Origin of the sequence: Spongiactinospora rosea (assembly GCF_003315795.1) — a bacterium.
GTDB classification, from domain to species: domain Bacteria; phylum Actinomycetota; class Actinomycetes; order Streptosporangiales; family Streptosporangiaceae; genus Spongiactinospora; species Spongiactinospora rosea.
Genome location: NZ_QMEY01000003.1, coordinates 69,786 through 83,256 on the forward strand (window position 1 = coordinate 69,786; position 13,471 = coordinate 83,256).

Annotated in this window: 13 protein-coding genes and 1 tRNA gene; 8 read left to right on the top strand and 6 right to left on the bottom strand. The window is 72.4% G+C overall.

What is annotated here, in order from left to right:
- Positions 1-33: 33 nt before the first annotated feature.
- The gene (locus tag DP939_RS09030; protein ID WP_113980690.1) at positions 34-978 is read right to left on the bottom strand and encodes a M23 family metallopeptidase; all 945 of its coding nucleotides are present in this window, start codon (positions 976-978) and stop codon (positions 34-36) included.
- A gap of 155 nt (positions 979-1,133) precedes the next feature.
- Here DP939_RS09030 and dnaG point away from each other — a divergent pair, with 155 nt between their 5' ends.
- The 4 genes from dnaG (at position 1,134) to DP939_RS09050 (ending at position 6,443) form a co-directional block, all read left to right on the top strand.
- A complete protein-coding gene (gene dnaG, locus DP939_RS09035) occupies positions 1,134-3,014 on the top strand; it encodes a DNA primase (protein ID WP_113980179.1) in 1,881 nt (626 codons plus the stop codon).
- Between the two features lie 285 nt (positions 3,015-3,299).
- The gene (gene rpoD, locus DP939_RS09040) at positions 3,300-4,403 is read left to right on the top strand and encodes an RNA polymerase sigma factor RpoD (RefSeq protein WP_404828581.1); all 1,104 of its coding nucleotides are present in this window, start codon (positions 3,300-3,302) and stop codon (positions 4,401-4,403) included.
- Between the two features lie 181 nt (positions 4,404-4,584).
- A complete protein-coding gene (locus DP939_RS09045; protein ID WP_225878123.1) occupies positions 4,585-5,958 on the top strand; it encodes an amylo-alpha-1,6-glucosidase in 1,374 nt (457 codons plus the stop codon).
- Positions 5,955-6,443: a hypothetical protein gene (locus DP939_RS09050; RefSeq protein WP_113980181.1), complete on the top strand. Its 489-nt coding sequence runs from the start codon at positions 5,955-5,957 to the stop codon at positions 6,441-6,443. Before DP939_RS09045 ends, DP939_RS09050 begins: the two co-directional genes overlap by 4 nt.
- Here DP939_RS09050 and DP939_RS09055 read toward each other — a convergent pair.
- On the bottom strand, positions 6,431-6,742 hold the full coding sequence (locus DP939_RS09055; protein WP_113980182.1) for a YtxH domain-containing protein: 312 nt from the start codon (positions 6,740-6,742) through the stop codon (positions 6,431-6,433). The two genes, DP939_RS09050 and DP939_RS09055, sit on opposite strands and share 13 nt — an antisense overlap.
- A gap of 159 nt (positions 6,743-6,901) precedes the next feature.
- On the opposite strand from DP939_RS09055, the gene DP939_RS09060 reads away from it, so the two are divergent.
- Positions 6,902-6,977, top strand: a tRNA-Asn gene (locus DP939_RS09060).
- 54 nt (positions 6,978-7,031) lie between these two features.
- On the opposite strand, the gene galK is transcribed toward DP939_RS09060, so the two are convergent.
- Complete coding sequence (gene galK, locus DP939_RS09065) at positions 7,032-8,153, bottom strand: galactokinase (RefSeq protein WP_113980183.1); 1,122 nt, start codon at positions 8,151-8,153, stop codon at positions 7,032-7,034.
- A 49-nt stretch (positions 8,154-8,202) separates the two neighbouring features.
- Here galK and DP939_RS09070 point away from each other — a divergent pair, with 49 nt between their 5' ends.
- Positions 8,203-9,132: a 1-aminocyclopropane-1-carboxylate deaminase/D-cysteine desulfhydrase gene (locus DP939_RS09070; RefSeq protein ID WP_113980184.1), complete on the top strand. Its 930-nt coding sequence runs from the start codon at positions 8,203-8,205 to the stop codon at positions 9,130-9,132.
- On the opposite strand, the gene DP939_RS09075 is transcribed toward DP939_RS09070, so the two are convergent.
- Positions 9,057-9,740 (bottom strand): DUF6766 family protein, encoded by a 684-nt coding sequence (locus DP939_RS09075; protein ID WP_113980185.1) that lies wholly within the window; start codon positions 9,738-9,740, stop codon positions 9,057-9,059. The two genes, DP939_RS09070 and DP939_RS09075, sit on opposite strands and share 76 nt — an antisense overlap.
- Before the next feature lie 98 nt (positions 9,741-9,838).
- Positions 9,839-10,231 (bottom strand): hypothetical protein, encoded by a 393-nt coding sequence (locus tag DP939_RS09080; protein WP_147267929.1) that lies wholly within the window; start codon positions 10,229-10,231, stop codon positions 9,839-9,841.
- A gap of 92 nt (positions 10,232-10,323) precedes the next feature.
- On the opposite strand from DP939_RS09080, the gene DP939_RS09085 reads away from it, so the two are divergent.
- Both DP939_RS09085 and DP939_RS09090 read left to right on the top strand, forming a co-directional pair.
- Positions 10,324-11,316, top strand: a complete 993-nt coding sequence (locus DP939_RS09085; RefSeq protein WP_113980187.1) for an acetylxylan esterase — start codon at positions 10,324-10,326, stop codon at positions 11,314-11,316.
- 232 nt (positions 11,317-11,548) lie between these two features.
- Positions 11,549-13,039 (top strand): MFS transporter, encoded by a 1,491-nt coding sequence (locus DP939_RS09090; RefSeq protein WP_113980188.1) that lies wholly within the window; start codon positions 11,549-11,551, stop codon positions 13,037-13,039.
- 7 nt (positions 13,040-13,046) lie between these two features.
- On the opposite strand, the gene DP939_RS09095 is transcribed toward DP939_RS09090, so the two are convergent.
- Positions 13,047-13,280, bottom strand: a complete 234-nt coding sequence (locus DP939_RS09095; protein ID WP_113980189.1) for a hypothetical protein — start codon at positions 13,278-13,280, stop codon at positions 13,047-13,049.
- Positions 13,281-13,471 lie beyond the last annotated feature (191 nt).

Sequence of the window (13,471 nt, forward strand, 5' to 3'; positions counted from 1 at the left end):
GGCGCGACACGCCCGCCCCGCAGGCCCGGAGGGTCAGGAGGCCGAACCGGTCGTCGCGTGCGGGGGCGAGGGGTGGATCACGGTCGGGACCGGGTCGGGCCGCGGCTTTTTCTTCTTCTTCCCGCTGTCGGGGGTCTCCGGCGGGGGAGTGGCCGACCTGCTGGTGCAGAGGATGCGGCAAGCCGGTTCGGCCCCGCTCTTGCGCCGCGTCTCCAGCACCTCCTCGCGAGGGGAGAGGGTGCGGTTGCCGTCGCGCCAGGCGTCCAGGTAGTCCCACGGCTCGACCATGCCGCGCCGGACCCACCACGCGCCGGGGCGGGTCTTCCAGGAGATCGCGAAGTAGAGGTTGGTCGCGTTGCCCGCGGCGTTGCCCGAGTTGCCCACCCGGCCGAGGGTCTGCCCGGCGTTGACCTTCGTGCCGGGGGCGAGGCCCGGGGTCACCGAGTCGAGGTGGCCGCCCAGGTAGCGCACGCCGTCCACGCCGATGATCGACACGAACCGCCCCTCGCGGTCCTTGCCGAGGTCGCTGGACGCCCGCCACCCGTCGCCGCCGGAGACCTCGTCCACGGTGCCGTCGATGGGCGCGATGAACGCGCAGCCCCGCTGGGCCCAGATCGTGGTCTTGGGCAGCACCAGCAGCTTGCGCGCGTACTTGGCCTCGCAGCCCTTGACCGGGAACGCGTAGGTGTACTTGGAGACCTTCGGCGGCGGCACCTGCACCGGCGCGTCCGCGGGCGGGCGCTGTACGGCGACGCGCGCCTCCCCGGAGGGACCGGCCTCCTTGACGGAGGCGCCTCCCTGGGCGGGGATGGTGGCGATGACCTCGGACGCGGCCTGCGGCCCGGTGGCGACCGGCGACACGGTGACGACGCCCGCCACTCCGCCCGCCGAGGCGCAGGCGCCGGTCAGGAACACGGCGCCGGCGGCCGTGGCCACCGCGGCCAGACGCCCCGAACGTGCGTGATGTCCTGATCGCATCTTCTCCACCTGCGTACGGTATCCCGTTGTGACTCGCCGGGAGTCATTACCTTTGTAGCGGACTGCCGGTTTGGCCATGACCTGTTCGGGAAAGTCGGACGGCGGTCCCGGGCACCGGCGCGCGTTCTGTCGGCCCACGCCAATAGACTCGCGGCGTGGCAGGCCGGATCAGCGATGACGACATCGCGCACGTCAGGGAGCGCTCACCCATCGCCGACGTGGTGGGCGAGCACATCCAGCTCCGCAACGCGGGCGGCGGAAACCTGAAGGGTCTCTGCCCCTTCCACGACGAGAAGAGCCCGTCCTTCAACGTCACCCCCGCCCGCGGCTACTGGTACTGCTTCGGCTGCGGCGAGGGCGGCGACGTCATCACGTTCGTCCGCCGCCTTGAGCACCTGACCTTCTCCGAGGCGGTCGAGCGGCTGGCCCAGCGGGCGGGCATCCAGCTCCGTTACGAGCAGGGCGGATACGTGCCCGGCCGGGAGCAGGGCGAGCGCACCCGGCTGATCGAGGCGCACCGGGCCGCCGCCGAGTACTACGCGGAGCTGCTGGGCGGGCCGGAGGCTGGGCCCGGCCGCAGGTTCCTGTCCGAGCGCGGGTTCGAGCGGGTCGACGCCGAGCACTTCGGGGTGGGGTTCGCCCCGCCCGACTGGGACCGGCTGGCCAGGCACCTGATGGGCCGGGGCTTCACCGCCGCCGAGCTGATCAAGGCGGGCATCGCCAAGGAGGGCCGCCGGGGGCCGATCGACCGGTTCCGGGCGCGGCTGGTGTGGCCGATCCGCGACATCACCGGCGACGTGATCGGCTTCGGCGCGCGCAAGCTGCTCGACAACGACGAAGGCCCCAAATACCTCAACACCCCCGAGACCCCGCTCTACAAGAAGAGCGAGGTGCTGTACGGCATCGACCTGGCCAAGCGCGAGATCTCCAAGCGCTCGCAGGCCGTGGTGGTCGAGGGCTACACCGACGTGATGGCCTGCCACCTGGCCGGGGTGCCCACCGCGGTGGCGACCTGCGGCACGTCGTTCGGCGAGGGGCACATCAAGATCCTCCGCCGGCTGCTGCTCGACCAGGCCGAGTTCCGCGGCGAGGTCGTGTTCACCTTCGACGGCGACCCGGCGGGCCAGAAGGCCGCGCTGCGCGCCTTCGCGGAGGAGCAGAAGTTCGTCACGCAGACCTTCGTCGCGGTGCAGCCCGACGGGCTCGACCCGTGTGACCTGCGGATCAAGCACGGCGACGCGGCGGTCAGAGACCTCGTGGCCAGCCGTGAGCCGCTGTTCGCGTTCGCCATCCGCAGCACGATCTCCCGCTACGACCTCGCCACCAACGAGGGCAAGCTGGCTGCGCTCGACGCGGCGGCCCCCATCGTGGCCTCCATCAAGGACCGCGCGCTGCGCCAGATGTACGCCATCGACCTGGACCGCTGGCTCGGCTTCCTCAACGAGCAGCTCGTCATCGGGCGCATCACCGAGATGGCGGGGCAGGCCGCCCCCGCCCCCGCCGCCGGGCAGCAGGCCCGCCGCGCCGAGCGCCCGGCCCCGCCGCGCCGCGCCGCCGACCCGGCCGATCCCGGCGTGCGGGTCGAGGCGGAGGTGCTGAAGCTCGCCGTACAGCGGCCCGCGCTGCTCGGCCCCGGCTTCGACGCGCTCGGCCCGCAGGCGTTCACGCTGCCCGAGCACGTCGAGCTGTACGCCTGGATCCTCGGCGCGGGCGGCACCGCCCAGGCGGGCCCCGGCGGGCGCGAGTGGATCGACCGGCTGCTCGACGGCGTGCCCGACGTGACCCGCCCGATGATCACCCGGATGGCGGTGGAGGAGCTGCGCACCGAGGCGGGCGGCGAGGAGCGCTACGGGGCCGCGATGCTGGCCGCCCTGGAGGCCATCGCCGCCGACCGCGCCATCGCGCAGGTCAAGTCCCGGTTGCAGCGGCTCAACCCGGTCGATGAGCAGCAGGAGTACAACCGCCTGTTCGGCGAGCTGGTCGCCCTGGAGCAGCAGCGGCGGGTGCTGCGCGACCGGGCCGCCGGCAGCCCCTGACCCTGAGCCGATGGGGCGGCGCGGCCGTCCGGCGCCACTCAGGGTGACCGCGGGCGGGCCGCGCGAATATCCCCGGGCGGCGCGTCCGCCCGGGAAAAGATCGCGTAATGGGCTTTACTTTCCGGGAGCCGGATCTGCCAAACCTTAATCAGATATCATTTTGGTAATGACCCCCGCCTTACCATCTGTGACAAAAATAGGTCTGCCGTTTTACGGGCCCAATACAGCAGACTGTGTTCCGTGGGTGCATCGGTGCTGCCAAGTGGGCCGCCATCGGTAGACCAGGTGGCGGACCTCGTCGCGAAGGGAAGAGAGCGCGGAAGCGTCACTGTCGATGACGTGGCCGCCGCGCTCGACCGATCCGAGCTGCCGTCAGACGCGCTGGAGCGCGTCGTGCGGATGCTCGCCGAGCAAGGCGTGGAGGTCCTTGAGCCGCAGGGCGACGAGGAGACCGCTCGGGTCGATGACGAAGACGCCGGCAAGCGGGCGCCGACCAGCGACCTCGTGCGCATCTACCTGCGCGAGATCGGCAGAGTGCCCCTGCTGACGGCGGAGGAGGAGGTGGAGCTGGCCAAGTCCATCGAGGCCGGGCTGTTCGCCGAGGAGAAGCTGGCCGGTGGCGTGCTGCGGCTGGCCCATCCGGAGTTCCAGGAGCTGGTGTGGGACGGCAACCGGGCCAAGCAGCGGCTGATCGAGGCCAACCTGCGCCTGGTCGTCTCCATCGCCAAGCGCTACGTCGGGCGCGGCATGCTGTTCCTGGACCTCATCCAGGAGGGCAACCTGGGCCTGATCCGCGCGGTGGAGAAGTTCGACTACACCAAGGGCTACAAGTTCTCCACGTACGCCACCTGGTGGATCCGCCAGGCCATCACGCGCGCGATCGCCGACCAGGCCCGCACCATCCGCATCCCGGTGCACATGGTGGAGACGATCAACAAGCTGGTGCGCGTACAGCGCCAGCTCCACCAGGATCTCGGCCGCGAGCCCGCGCCCGAGGAGATAGCGCTGGAGATGGACCTCCCGGTCGATCGGGTCGTGGAGATCCAGCGGATCGCCCAGGAGCCGGTGTCCCTGCAGTCGCCGATCGGCGAGGAGGATTCCGATCTCGGCGACTTCATCGAGGACGCGGACGCGGTGGTGCCGATGGAGGCCGCCGCGTTCATCATGTTGCAGGACCAGCTCGACGACATCCTGGCGACGCTCTCGGAGCGCGAGCAGCGCATCATCCAGTTGCGGTTCGGCCTGTCCGACGGGCATCCGCGCACGCTGGAGGAGGTCGGCAGGGAGTTCGGCGTGACCAGGGAGCGGATCCGGCAGATCGAGTCCAAGACGCTCGCCAAGCTTCGCCACCCGACCAGGGCGCAGATGCTCCGCGACTATCTCGACTGACCGCCCGATCGGCGCTCAACGTCATACGAACGAACAACTGAACATACCGGCAGGAATGCCTCTACCCATGAGCCGGGCGAGCCCGGCGCGGGCCCCGCGGGAGCGTTTCTTGATCACCGCAATTCCGGCGGGATAACCCCCAGGGGTGTTCACCCGGGACATAACACCGCAAACTAAATGAATGGAGGCGCGGCCCTCGGTTGACGACGCCGCGCTCGGGCGCGAGGCACTCTCCGTGCTCGACGCGAACTGGACGGGAGTGGCCACCGTGCCCGCCCCCGGGCTCTATCCGCACCAGTGGAGCCTCGACTCCGCCTTCGTGGCGATAGGGCTGGCCAGGACCAATTCCGAGCGGGCCAAGGCCGAACTGGCCGGGCTGCTCGGTGGCCAGTGGCGGACCGGCATGGTCCCGCACATCCTCTTCCGCACGGCAGGCGGCTACTTCCCCGGGCCCTCGGTCTGGCGTTCCCACGAGCACGCCGCCGCGCCGCGCCACGTGGCCACCTCGGGGCTGACCCAGCCGCCGCTCCAGGCCCTGGCGGCCTGGTGGATCTGGCGGTACGCGACCGAGCGCGAGGCGGCGGACGCGTTCGTGCGGCGGGTCTACCCGTCGCTGGTGGCCCAGCACCGCTACCTGGAGACGGCCCGCGACCTCGGCGGGGCCGGGCTGGCGGCGATCGTCCACCCGTGGGAGTCGGGGATGGACGACAGCCCGCTGTGGGACGCGCCGCTCGCCGCGCTGCCCGCCGTCCGGTACGCCTACCACCGCGAACTCCTGCCGGGCAGGCACCCCGACAACCACCACGACCGGTACGTGTCGCTGGCCCTCGGCTACCGCGACTCCGGATACGACACCGCCTACCTGCACCAGGAGCACCCGTTCGCGATCGAGGACCCGATGTTCAACGGGATCTGGCTGGCCTCCTGCGAGGCGCTGGCCGAACTGGCGCCGGTGGCGGGCGCCGACCCGCGTCCGCAGCGGGAGGCGGCCGAACGCATCAGGACGGCCATGACGGCACGCCTGTGGGACCCCTGGGACGGCCTGTACTACGCCAGGGACCTCCGGGCGGGGGAGCCGATACCGATGGCCTCGGTGGGGTCCTTCACGCCGCTCGTGGACCCGTACCTGCCCACGGACCGCGTGCGGACCCTGGTGACCGCGCTGGAGTCGGGCAGGTTCATGGGCGCGGCCGGATACCCGGTGCCCAGCGTCGACATCCGGTCCGCGCAGTTCGACCGCTCCCGCTACTGGCGCGGCCCCTCGTGGGTGAACACCAACTGGCTGCTGCGGCACGCGGCGATCGGGCACGGCCTGGTCGACCTGGCCCAGGCATTGGCGGCCTGCACGCTGCGCCTGGTACGCCAGGCGGGCTTTCGCGAGTGCTTCGACCCCTTCGACGGCAGCGGCCGGGGCTGCCGCGACTTCTCCTGGTCGGCCGCCCTGACCTTGGACCTGCTGGCCGACGCCGAGCCGCCGGAGCCCGGCGCGCGGCCCGAGGCCGGGCCCCAGGCCGGATCGGGGTCGCGGGCACGGCCGGGTACTTTTGGGGCATGAGGTTCCCCATCGGCTCGCGCCGCCTGCCGCCCGGCGTCGAGGTCGATCCCCGCGACCGCGTACTCGCGCACGCCGAGACCGCAGGCGCCGACGGGCACGATGACGGGCACGTGGTGGCCACCGACCGCGCGCTCTACCTGCCCGGCGGCACCCGCCTGCCCTGGTATCTCATCGACCGGGGCGAGTGGGACGAGGAGGGGCTGCGCCTGCTCACCACCGACGGCGCCAGGCACGTGATCCGGGTGCCCGAGCCCGGCCGCCTGCCCGACGTCGTCAGGGAGCGGGTGACCTGGTCGATCCTGGTCAGCAGGCACGTGGAGCTGCCCGGCCGCGGCGGTGTCCGGCTGGTCGCCCGCCGGGTGCCCGACCAGGAGCAGCCGGCCTGGGAGTTCGTCTTCGACGAAGGGCTCGACCCCGACGACCCGGGCCTGCGGGCGCTCGCCGAGCAGGCGCTGGAGAGCCTGCGCCGCAGCTACGGCATCTGACCGCGGCGCGGGCCGCCGCGATTGACCGGGTGCGACTCCTGGTTCCAGACGTCGCTGGTGTCGTCCTCCTTGTGCAGGAACGGCACCCGGTCGCCGAGCACGTTCTCCGCCTTGCTCCTGGCCGCGCCCGCGGCCTGCGACACCCGCGCGCCGAACAGGCCCGCGGCCTCTTGGACCGCGGGGCTGTCCACCACCCGCTGCGCGGTCCGCTTGATCTGCTCATAACGCTCTCGCCCGGCCCGGCTGCCCAGGACGTATCCCACGGCCAGACCGATGGCGAACGTCGCCCGGTAACGCACCTTTCCCACCTCCGCCTGTCGTAGATCCCCCGCTACCCCGCTATCGCGCTCCTACCCCGCCGGACGGTTGGAGCACGCACCCGCGGATGTGCGCTAATCTAGACCCGCGCGCTGCGGACGGAGCCGAAAGGCCCGGCAGATCCGCAAGTGCGTGTGCGGTCCCGCGTAGCTCAATCGGCAGAGCGTCCGGCTGTTAACCGGCAGGTTACAGGTTCGAGTCCTGTCGCGGGAGCCACCAGGAAGGCCCCCGGGGTGCCATCCCCGGGGGCCTTTCGCATACGCGGATGGTTCAGGCCAGGCGGCGGGCCCCGGCCGAGGGCGTCGCGGGCAGGAACCGCGGGGCGGCCCAGCCGCGCTCGCCGTACGCGGCGGCCACGGCGTCCTGAACGGCCTGCAGCCGGGCGGTCGGCACCAGGGCGATGACCGAGCCGCCGAAGCCGCCTCCGGTCATTCTGGCCCCGCGCGCGCCACCGCGCACGGCCGCCTCCACCGCCACGTCCAGCTCGGCGCAGGAGACCTCGTACTGGTCGCGCAGCGACAGGTGCGAGGCGTTCAGCAGCGCGCCGACCTGCTCGACCGCCCCGGCCCGGAGCAGCCCTACGACGGCCTCCACCCGGTGGATCTCCGTCACGACGTGCTGGACCCTGGCCCGCTCGTCGCCGCCGAGCGTGCCCAGCGCCGCCGCGAGGTCGCTCACGTCGCGCAGCGCCTCGACGCCGAGCCGCTTGGCGGCGCTCTCGCAGTCGGCCCGCCGCCGCGCGTACTGGCCGTCGGCCAGCTCGTGGTGGACGCCGGTGTCGATGATCAGCAACGTCAGGTCGTGCGCGGCCACGTCCAGCGGGATCGTCCGGCCGCCCAGGCTCCGGCAGTCCAGGAACAGCGCGCGGCCCTCCTCGCCGAGCGCGGAGGCGGCCTGGTCCATGATCCCGCAGGGCATGCCGACGAAGTCGTTCTCCGCCCGCCGCGCGGCCACCGCCAGGTCCATCCGGCCCAGCCCGAGGGCGTAGAGGTCGTTCAGGGCGAAGGCCACCGCGACCTCCAGCGCGGCGCTGGAGGACAGCCCGGCCCCGGCCGGGACGTCGCCGTCGATCACGATGTCGGCCCCGCCCACGGCGTGCCCGGCGGCGCGCAGCGCCCAGAACACGCCCGCCGGATAGCGCGCCCACCCCGCGGCCTGCGAAAGGGCGTCCAGTGTGACCGGTTCGGCGCCGGCCTGGAGGGACAGCAGCCGCACTGCCGCGTCGTCGCGGCGGGAGGCGGCCACGTTCACCCCCCACGGCAGCGCGAAGGGCAGCACCAGGCCGTCGTTGTAGTCGGTGTGCTCGCCGATCAGGTTGACCCTGCCGGGCGCGTGCCAGACGCCCTCGGGGGCCGTGCCGTACGCATCGCGGAAGGCTTCGACAACGCGCATGGGCGCACACTCCTCCATGTCAGGGAAACCTGACGTAGGTTAGCGTGCCGTGGACATCACCCCGCTGACCAGCGTCGCCGACGAACGGCTTGGTGGCGTGCGGCTGTCGCTCAAGCGCGACGACCTGATCGACCCGGAGATCATCGGCAACAAGTGGCGCAAACTCCGGCACAACCTCGCCGGGCTGCGCCCCGGCCGCCCGCTGCTCACCTTCGGCGGGGCCTACTCCGGGCACCTCCGCGCGGTCGCCGCCGCGGGGCGGCGGCTCGGCGTGCCGACGATCGGCGTGGTCAGGGGCGAGGAACGGCTGCCGCTGAACCCCTCGCTGGGCCTGGCCGCGACCTACGGCATGCGGCTGCGGTACCTGGACCGCACGACCTACCGGGCCAAGCACACCCCCGAGGTGATCGCCGCGCTGCGCGCCGAACTCGGCGACTTCCACCTGATCCCCGAGGGCGGCAGCAACGCGGCCGGGGTCCGGGGCTGCGCCGAGCTGCCCGCCGAGATCACCACCGGCTACGACGTCATCTGCTGCCCGGTGGGCACCGGCGGCACGCTCGCCGGGATCGCGGCGGGCCTGCCGCCGGGCCGTCGCGCGCTCGGCTTCGCCGTGCTCAGGGGCGCGGCGTACCTGGCGGGCGAGGTGACCCGGTTGCAGCGCGAGGCGTACGGCGAGCCGACCGCCAACTGGGAGCTCGACCTGGGCCACCACTTCGGCGGCTACGCCAGGGTGCCGCCCGAGCTGGAGGCGTTCGCGGCCGGTTTCGAGGACCGCCACGGGCTGGAGGTCGAGCGGATCTACGTGGCCAAGATGCTGTACGGGATCTACGCGCGGGCCCGCGCCGGGCGTTTCCCGCCCGGCGCGCGGGTGGTCGCGGTGATCACCGGAAGGCGCTCGCTGCCTCAGCCCTCCACACCGGTCGCCCCGTGCGAGGCGCCCACCGGCTTGGACTCGGGCGATCCGCGCTGCCGCAGGTAGATCGACAGCGCCACCATCGAGGCGACCGCCAGCATCTCCGACTGCCAGTTCTGCAGCGTGCGGTTCCAGAACTCCGGCGCCAGGAGGTAGGAGCCCCAGTCCACCGGGTCGCTGAGCTGACTGAGCCGTTCCCGGTTGTAGGCGGCCATCCCCGCGACCGACTGGCCCAGCCAGGACAGCGCGAAGATCACGCCCATCACGAGGCCGAGGGAGTTGGCGTACAGCACGTGCGCGAGCCCGCGCGAGCGGGCGAACCACGGGGAGTGCTCGTCGGCGAACCCGCCGACCCCCTGCTCCTTGTCGGACTCCCTGCCCTCCTGGCCGGGCGGCTTGGACTCCGGCGACCCGCGCTGCACCAGCCACACGGTGACCAGGATGTACAAGAGGAACTGGAGGTATTCCGACTGCCAGTTCTCCGCCACGTCCACCGCGTATTCGGAGGAGGTCACGTACGCGATGAAGGAGATCGACTCGCCGCCGCCGGCGATCTGCCGCTCGTTGTAGTCGGCCGCGCCCGCGAACGCCTGGCCGACCAGCGAGGCGAGGAAGGCCAGCAGGAAGAACAGGGCGAGCGCGTTGTCCCGGAGGAAGTGGAAGAAACGGTTCATCCGCCGCCCCTTACCTGTGGAGGAGCCCGGCGGCGAAGAAGCACGCCAGGCCCACGACGATGATCGTCAAGGTCGCGTAGAAGACGAATCGCACGGCCTCACGCCTCCACTTCGCAGTCGTAGGGGCCGGGCGGGTCGGGCCGGCAGCCCGCGCCCCTGACCAGCCAGCCCTTGGCGAATCTGTGCAGGAAGAGCGTGTCGGTGCTGAGCCGTACCTGGGCCTCGTCGCCCCACACCGCGACCTGCTTCACCGTGCCCTGGCCGGGCAGCCCGAGCCGCAGTACGGCCCGCGCGCAGCCGCCCTCCTCCTCGGCCAGCGACTCCGCCGCCTCCGGGGCGAGCAGCGCGCACGCCGCCGCGCCCTGCCCGCCGCGCACCGCGTCCAGGAACCGGGCGGCGGCGGCCTGCGCGGGCCCCGCGCCCGCCGGAGCCGCGCACCCGCAGACGGACACCGCCAGCGCGGCGGCACACGCGATCAGCGCCACTCTCATGGCGTGGCCCTACCCAGCGCGGCAGGGCTTATGGGTCAGGGCGAAAAGGGTGGTTTTGCCATGTTTCCCGGGAATCCGAGATCATTGCCGGCATGACGCTGTTCGATATGCCCCTCGCCGACCTGCGGGGCTTCATGCCGCCGCGCGCCGAACCCGAGCGGTTCGACGAGTTCTGGCAGCAGACCCTTGAACAGGCCAGGGCGCATCCGCTGGACCCCGAACTGACCCCGCAATCGGGCCCCCTCGACCTGGTGGACGTCGCCGAAGTGCGCTTTTCCGGATACGACGGACACCGCATCGGCGGATGGTTCATCAAGCCGCGGCACTCGGCCGGACCGCTGCCCTGCGTGGTGCGCTACCTGGGGTACAGCATGGGCCGGGGACACGCCCACGAGTGGCTGGCGTACCCGGCGGCCGGGTTCGCCACGCTGGTGATGGACACCCGGGGCCAGGGCGGCGGGTCGGGCGCCCCCGGATACACGCCCGACCCGGAAGGGAGCCGTTCGACGGAGGTCCCCGGCTTCCTCACCAGGGGCCTGTCCGCGCCGGAGGACTACTACTACCGCCGCGTCTACGTGGACGCGGTGCGCGCCGTGGAGGCCGCGGCCGTCCTGCCCGGCGTGGACGCCACGCGGATCGTCATCGCCGGTGGGAGCCAGGGCGGCGGCATCGGCCTCGCGGTGGCCGGGCTGGCGCCGGAGATGGTGATCGGCGCGCTGCTCGACGTACCGTCCCTGGCGTACATCCGGCGGGGGACGGAGATCAGCAACGTGGGCTCGCGCATGGAGATCGTCGAGTACCTGCGCACGCACCGGCGCGACGTGGAGGAGGTCTTCGGCGTGCTCGGGTACTTCGACGGCATGCACTTCGCGGCCCGCGCCACCGCACCGGCCTGGTTCTCCGTCGCGCTGATGGACCAGATCTGCCCGCCCTCGACGGTGTTCGCGGCCTACAACCACTACGCGGGGCCGAAGGAGATCCGGGTCTGGCCCTACAACGGCCACGAGGGGGGCGGCGGCGAGCAGGAGGCGGAGAACCTGGCGGTGGCCCGCCGCCTCGCCTTCGGCGACCCGGCCGCACCCTGAGCGCCGGCCCCTGGGTTCACTGGGGCGGGAGACCGTGCGGGGTCCGCCCCCGGAGGTCCGGGCCTCCGGGTCACGCCGGCACGGGCCGCGGGCCGGCCGCTCCGGCCGGACCGCACACGATCTCCACCCCTTTTTGGAACTGCATCCCTTTCCGTTATGTAATACGGAGGGTGGGTCAGGTGGGGATTCACCCCGTTGTCATGGAGGTCGCGGCAGGGTAGGAGTTGACCTCATGGAGGTCAATCAAGCACGGTCCGTGACGGGGACAGGACGACGCCGCTGGGCCGCGCTCGGCGTCGGCTTGATCGCGTCCTTCATGACCCTGCTAGACGTCAGCATCGTCAACGTCGCGCTGCCGTCCATCCGCGAGGCGCTGCAGGCCCCGGAGAGCGCGCTGCAGTGGATCGTGTCCGGTTACGCGCTGGCGTTCGGGCTGACGCTCGTGCCCGGCGGGCGGCTGGGCGACGCGCGCTCGCGCAAGACGATGTTCATGACGGGGCTCGTGGTGTTCATCACGGCCAGCGCGGCGGCCGGGCTGGCCCGCGACGTGTGGTGGCTGGTGATCGCCCGCTTCCTGCAGGGGATGGCCAGCGGGCTGATCAACCCGCAGATCTCCGGGCTGATCCAGCAGCTCTTCCGCGGGGCCGAGCGGGGCAAGGCGTTCGGGTCGCTGGGCACCACGGTCGGCATCGCCACCGCGGCGGGGCCGGTGCTCGGCGGCCTGATCCTCGGCGTGGCCGGTTCGGAGGACGGCTGGCGCTGGGTCTTCTACGTGAACGTGCCGGTCGGCCTGCTGGCGCTCGCGCTGGCCAGGCACCTGTTCCCGGCCGGGGAGACCAAGCGCTGCGAGAGCCTGGACCCGATCGGCATCGTGCTGCTCGGGTGCGGGGTGGGCTCCCTGCTGCTGCCGTTCGCCCAGGCCAGGGAGTGGCAGAGCACGACCAAGTGGCTGCTGCTGCCGCTGGCCGCGGTGCTGCTCACCGCCTTCGTCCTCTGGGAGCGCCGCTACGCGCGGCGGGCCACCCCGCTGGTGAACCTCTCGCTGTTCCGCAAGCGCTCCTACGCGCTGGGCGCGGCGCTCATCCTGCTCTACTTCGCGGGCTTCACGGCGATCTTCTTCACCTTCACCCTCTACCTGCAGAGCGGGCTCGGCTTCAGCCCGCTGGCGGCAGGTCTGGCGATCACGCCGTTCGCGCTCGGGTCGGGCGTGGCCTCGACCGTGGGCGGGCGGATCGTCTCGCGCTACGGCCGCACCCTGGTCGCCGTCGGCCTGTGCCTGGTGCTGACCGGGCTGCTCGGCACGCTGCTGGCCGTACAGCTCGCGACCGGCCCCGGCGTGGCCTACGCGATGGCCGCGCCGCTGCTGGTCGGCGGTGTCGGCAGCGGGCTGGTCGTCTCGCCCAACGCCACGATCACGCTGTCGGAGGTGCCGGTGGCGGGCGGCGGGAGCGCGGCGGGCATGCTCCAGACCGGGCAGCGGATCGGCGCGGCGTTCGGCGTGGCGGCGGTGGGCTCGCTGTTCTTCGCCACGGTGGCCTCGACCGGGGGCGACTGGGCCTCGGCCTTCGAGCACGCGCTGCTCATGCTGTGCGTCTTCGTCCTGGCCGCGCTCTGCCTGGCGGTCGCCGACCTGCGCACGGGGCGGCACGGCGAACAGCCGCGGGAACACCACGGCGGGCACTCGGCGGAACGGCCCGGCGGCCACCCGCGGACCGGCGAATGAGCCGCGGTTACTGGCTCTGGCCGGACAGGCGGTCGAAGAGGTCGAGCGCGGCCTGGCGTACCGGCGCGGGCGTGAGCCCCTGTAGTACGTCTCTGGCCTGCGGGATCGTGCGCGTCGTGGCGCACGTGATGGCCACCGACGCCGCGGCGGCCTGGTCGAGCGAGCCGGCCGGCAGGTTGTCGGCCATCTCCCGGGCGCTGGAGGCGAGGTCGAGGTTGTCCCTCATCGGCGGGGTGGTCATGGGCCCTCCTTGACTTGCGGCGGCTCAGGGCCATTGTCGGCCACACGGGTCCTTCCAGGATGACGCACCCCCGCGTAGCGGGGCGTCACCGGTGCCTGTTCTGGCGCATCCGCGCCCCAACGGGCGAACCCGCACCCTGCCGGGTGCGGGTTCGCGCCAGGGCTCATCAACGTGTGGGGGTCATGGTAGCC

Bases quoted from the DNA above. Each gene is read 5' to 3' on its own strand.
- DP939_RS09030 (WP_113980690.1), bottom strand. From the start codon at position 978: ATGCGATCAGGACATCACGCACGTTCGGGGCGTCTGGCCGCGGTGGCC.
- DP939_RS09045 (WP_225878123.1), top strand. From the start codon at position 4,585: ATGGAGGCGCGGCCCTCGGTTGACGACGCCGCGCTCGGGCGCGAGGCA.
- DP939_RS09050 (WP_113980181.1), top strand. From the start codon at position 5,955: ATGAGGTTCCCCATCGGCTCGCGCCGCCTGCCGCCCGGCGTCGAGGTC.
- galK (WP_113980183.1), bottom strand. From the start codon at position 8,153: ATGCGCGTTGTCGAAGCCTTCCGCGATGCGTACGGCACGGCCCCCGAG.
- DP939_RS09075 (WP_113980185.1), bottom strand. From the start codon at position 9,740: ATGAACCGTTTCTTCCACTTCCTCCGGGACAACGCGCTCGCCCTGTTC.
- DP939_RS09080 (WP_147267929.1), bottom strand. From the start codon at position 10,231: ATGAGAGTGGCGCTGATCGCGTGTGCCGCCGCGCTGGCGGTGTCCGTC.
- DP939_RS09085 (WP_113980187.1), top strand. From the start codon at position 10,324: ATGACGCTGTTCGATATGCCCCTCGCCGACCTGCGGGGCTTCATGCCG.
- DP939_RS09090 (WP_113980188.1), top strand. From the start codon at position 11,549: ATGGAGGTCAATCAAGCACGGTCCGTGACGGGGACAGGACGACGCCGC.
- DP939_RS09095 (WP_113980189.1), bottom strand. From the start codon at position 13,280: ATGACCACCCCGCCGATGAGGGACAACCTCGACCTCGCCTCCAGCGCC.